Source organism: Thioclava sp. UBA3469, assembly GCF_002378135.1.
Lineage (GTDB): Bacteria > Pseudomonadota > Alphaproteobacteria > Rhodobacterales > Rhodobacteraceae > Thioclava > Thioclava sediminum.
On sequence record NZ_DFRG01000049.1, the window covers coordinates 1 to 3,817 of the forward strand.

At 66.2% G+C, this 3,817-nt stretch carries 5 protein-coding genes and 1 pseudogene; 4 read left to right on the top strand and 2 right to left on the bottom strand.

What is annotated here, in order from left to right:
* From eno to B3D39_RS03680, 3 genes and pseudogenes are all read left to right on the top strand, one after another.
* A pseudogene (gene eno, locus B3D39_RS03670) lies at positions 1-256 on the top strand (phosphopyruvate hydratase); the annotation flags it as partial.
* Positions 257-339: 83 nt separating this feature from the next.
* A complete protein-coding gene (locus B3D39_RS03675) occupies positions 340-1,071 on the top strand; it encodes a haloacid dehalogenase type II (protein ID WP_286789390.1) in 732 nt (243 codons plus the stop codon).
* Positions 1,068-1,496 (top strand): cupin domain-containing protein, encoded by a 429-nt coding sequence (locus B3D39_RS03680; RefSeq protein WP_078541337.1) that lies wholly within the window; start codon positions 1,068-1,070, stop codon positions 1,494-1,496. The genes B3D39_RS03675 and B3D39_RS03680 overlap by 4 nt, the downstream gene beginning before the upstream one ends.
* Here B3D39_RS03680 and B3D39_RS03685 read toward each other — a convergent pair whose 3' ends face one another.
* Both B3D39_RS03685 and B3D39_RS03690 read right to left on the bottom strand, forming a co-directional pair.
* A complete protein-coding gene (locus tag B3D39_RS03685) occupies positions 1,497-1,943 on the bottom strand; it encodes a DUF4405 domain-containing protein (protein WP_286789391.1) in 447 nt (148 codons plus the stop codon).
* A gap of 78 nt (positions 1,944-2,021) precedes the next feature.
* The gene (locus B3D39_RS03690) at positions 2,022-3,131 is read right to left on the bottom strand and encodes an anhydro-N-acetylmuramic acid kinase (protein WP_286789392.1); all 1,110 of its coding nucleotides are present in this window, start codon (positions 3,129-3,131) and stop codon (positions 2,022-2,024) included.
* Positions 3,132-3,190: 59 nt separating this feature from the next.
* Between B3D39_RS03690 and tyrS the strand changes: the two genes are divergently transcribed.
* Positions 3,191-3,817, top strand: a 627-nt coding sequence (gene tyrS / locus B3D39_RS03695; RefSeq protein ID WP_286789393.1) for a tyrosine--tRNA ligase, incomplete at its 3' end; no start/stop codon positions are given.

Here is a 3,817-nt window from a genome sequence, read left to right on the forward strand (position 1 = left end):
GATCGGCACGCTGACCGAAACGCTGCAGGCGGTCGATATCGCCACGCGCGCCGGCTACACCAGCGTGATGAGCCACCGTTCGGGCGAGACCGAGGACGCGACCATCGCCGACCTCGCCGTCGCCACCAACTGCGGCCAGATCAAGACCGGCTCGCTGGCGCGTTCGGATCGCCTGGCCAACTACAACCAGCTGATCCGTATCGAGGAATCGCTGGGTGAGACCGCGGAATATGCGGGTCGCTCGATCCTGCGCTGAGCGCGTCTTGAATTGAGACACCCAAGCCCCCGGCGGAGCACGCGCTTCGCCGGGGGTTTTCGTTTCGCCTTCGGCGAGGATATTTGAGCCAAGCCGAAGGGGCGATTGCGCCGCGCCGCGATCCGCGTCACTGTCGGGCCATGATCAAGGCTCTGATTTTCGATGTGTTCGGCACCTGTGTCGATTGGCGTAACTCGGTCGCGCATGAGGTGGAGATCGCCTTTCCCGGGATCGATTCCCTTGCCTTCGCAGATGCGTGGCGCGCCGAATACGATCCTGCGATGCGGCGTATCCGCGAGGGCGGGCGCGGCTATGTGGCGCTCGACGACCTGCATCGCGAGAACCTGCACCGGGTGGCCAAGCGCTTCGCGGTCTCGGCGCCCGACAGCCTGTCGCATGTCTGGGAGCGGCTCAGCCCTTGGCCCGATGTGGTCGGCGGCCTTCACGCGCTGAAGCGCCATGCGATCATCGCGCCCTGTTCCAACGGGTCCATCGCGCTGATGACGCGGCTCGCGCGCCATGCGGGGCTGCCGTGGGATTGCATCCTGGGCGCGGATATTGCGCGCGACTACAAGCCCAAGCCCGAGGTCTATCTGGCCTCCTGCGCCGCGCTGCGCCTGCCGCCCGAAGAGGTGATGATGGTGGCCGCGCATAACGACGATCTCGCAGCCGCCCGGACCTTGGGGCTGCAGACCGCTTTCGTGCCGCGCCCCACCGAATACGGGCCCGCTCAGGACAAGGACCTTGTGGCGAGCGAGGAATGGGACGCGATCGCGCCCGATTTCGAGACGCTGGCGAAGGAGCTTTTCGCATGAGTGAGGCCGACGCGATCATCGAAGCCCTCGGTCTCGCGCCCCATCCCGAGGGCGGACATTACCGCCAGACCTGGGAGGCGGAGGCCGCAGACGGCGCGCGTCCTTCGGGCACCTGCATCTATTTCCTGCTCAAGGCGGGCGAGCGCAGCCATTGGCACCGGGTGGACGCGACCGAGATCTGGCATTTCCACGCAGGCGCGCCGGTGCAGCTCGATATCGCACCGCAGGAGGCAGGGCCGGTGCTGGAATTGCTGTTGGGCCCCGACGTGCTTGGCGGCGATCAACCGCAGGGGATCGTGCCCGCGGGCCAGTGGCAATCCGCGCGCTCGACCGGGGCATGGAGCCTCGTCAGCTGCACCGTCTCGCCGGGCTTTCGCTTCGAGGGGTTCGAGCTGGCCCCGAGAGGCTTCGATATCCCCCGCTGATCACCAGAGCCCGATACTCGCCCAGCCGGCCAGCTGATCGAGCCAGCTGATCGGCGGCCACCAGAGCAGCGTCAGCACGATCACCGCGCCCACCAGCCCGACCGCCAGCGCCAGTTCGCGCCGGTGACACAGCGTCTGCGCCGCTGCCGACCACAGCAGGTTGCGGATCACCGGCCAGTGCAGCTTGATGTGCCAGATACCGGCGAAGATGAAGAGCACCCCCATCGCGAAGTGCAACAGCTCCCAATCGGCGCGGTTCAGCGCGAGGAGCGACCAGTCGATATCCCGCGCCACCCGGCCCGAGGGCGCGATGCTGACGACGAGGCCGGAGATAACCATGACGACGAAGCTGAGCCCCGCGAGGAAGACCGCGGCGGCCCGGTTCGAGAACGGGGCCTGCTTGCGCGCCTGCGGCGTGGGACAGGGATCGGTTGGAGTTTCAGACATCGGACTACCCTCTTCAATGAGGCCAATCCTAGCGCCTTGCGCCGCGGCGCGGCATGATCGGCGTCAAGTGATGTGAATTTAGCCGGGCCGCGAGACCTTGCCGCCGCCGATCAGCGCCGAGACCCCGGTCGTGGACGGTCCCGAGGTCGCCATGCCGCGCGCGACCCGCACCGCGAGATAGGCGAAGGCCTGCGCCTCGAGCATGTCGCCATCGAGCCCGATATCCTCGACCGGCTGTACCGGCACGTTCATGCGCCGCTGCAACGCCACCATCAGCGCGGTGTTGAGCCGCCCGCCGCCGCAGACATAGATCGCTTTCGGCGGCGTCGGGTAATGCTCCCCCGCGCGCGCGACCGAGGCTGCGGCACAGGCGGTCAGCGTGGCTGCCGCATCGGCATCGTCCAGCTCCGCGACGCGGGTCAGGATGTCGTGGAAATCGTTCCGGTCGAGCGATTTGGGCGGCATCTTCAGGAAATAGGGATGCGTCAGGAAGGTCTCGACCACTGCCTCGTCAACGCGGCCCGCCAACGCCAATTCGCCCCCCGCATCGAACTCGGCCTTGCGCCGCAGCCGCATCAGGTCGTTGATCGGCGCGTTGGCGGGGCCGGTGTCGAAGGCCAGCACCGCACCCGGCACCTCGGCCGAGGGCTGACGCGGATCGACCCAAGTAACATTGCCGACGCCGCCGAGGTTCAAAAACACCGCCGGCGCGTCGAGCTTGGCGTATTTCGCGCAGGCGAAATGGAAGAACGGCGCGAGCGGCGCGCCCTGCCCGCCCATCTCCACATCGGTGGAGCGGAAATCCCAGACCACCGGGCGCGACAGCACTTCGGCCAGAACCGAGCCGTCGCCGGCCTGATGGGTGCGGCGCGGGCCCTGCATTCCGTAAGGATCATGGGCGAGCGTCTGGCCGTGAAACCCCACGACCTGCGCCTCTCCCAATCCGCTGAGCAGTTCCGCATGGGCGGTCTCGACCACCTCGCAGGCGTCCTCCACCCCCGCCTCTCCGGGCCAATGCCCGAGAGCTGCGTGGAGCGTCGCACGCTCGGCCTCGGTATAGGGGCGGTAGTCGCTGCGGCCGAAATCGAGAATCCGGGTTCCGTCGGTCAAAACGAGCGCCGCGTCCACCCCGTCCAAGGACGTGCCCGACATGGCGCCAACTGCCCAGACCGGCCCGGATTTCAACATGGCTTCCCTCTCGTCGCCTGCCCCGATATACGCACGCTCAGACGAAAGGAACAAGCACGATGACCTACCATCCGAAATCAGACTTCATGCGCGTGATGATCGAGCGGGGCTTTCTGGCCGACTGCACGGATTATCAGGGGCTGGACGAGGCTTTGGCGAAGGGGGTCGTGCCGGGCTATATCGGCTTCGACGCGACGGCGAAGTCGCTGCATGTCGGCTCGCTGATCCAGATCATGATGCTGCGCTGGCTGCAAAAGACCGGCCACAAGCCGATTACCCTGATGGGCGGCGGCACCACGAAGGTCGGCGATCCGTCGTTCCGCTCCGATGAGCGCCCGCTGCTGACGCCCGAAGCGATCGACGAAAACATCGCCGGGATGAAGCAGGTCTTCGCGAAATACCTCGATTACGGCGACGGACCGACCGATGCGCTCATGCTGAACAACGCGGAATGGCTCGACGGGCTGAACTACCTCGAATTCCTACGCGATATCGGGCGGCATTTCTCGGTCAACCGGATGCTGTCCTTCGAGAGCGTGAAATCGCGGCTGGATCGCGAGCAATCGCTGTCCTTCCTCGAATTCAACTACATGATCCTGCAGGCCTATGACTTCCTCGAACTGAACCGCCGCTACGGCTGCCTGCTGCAGATGGGCGGCTCGGACCAGTGGGGCAATATCGTCAAC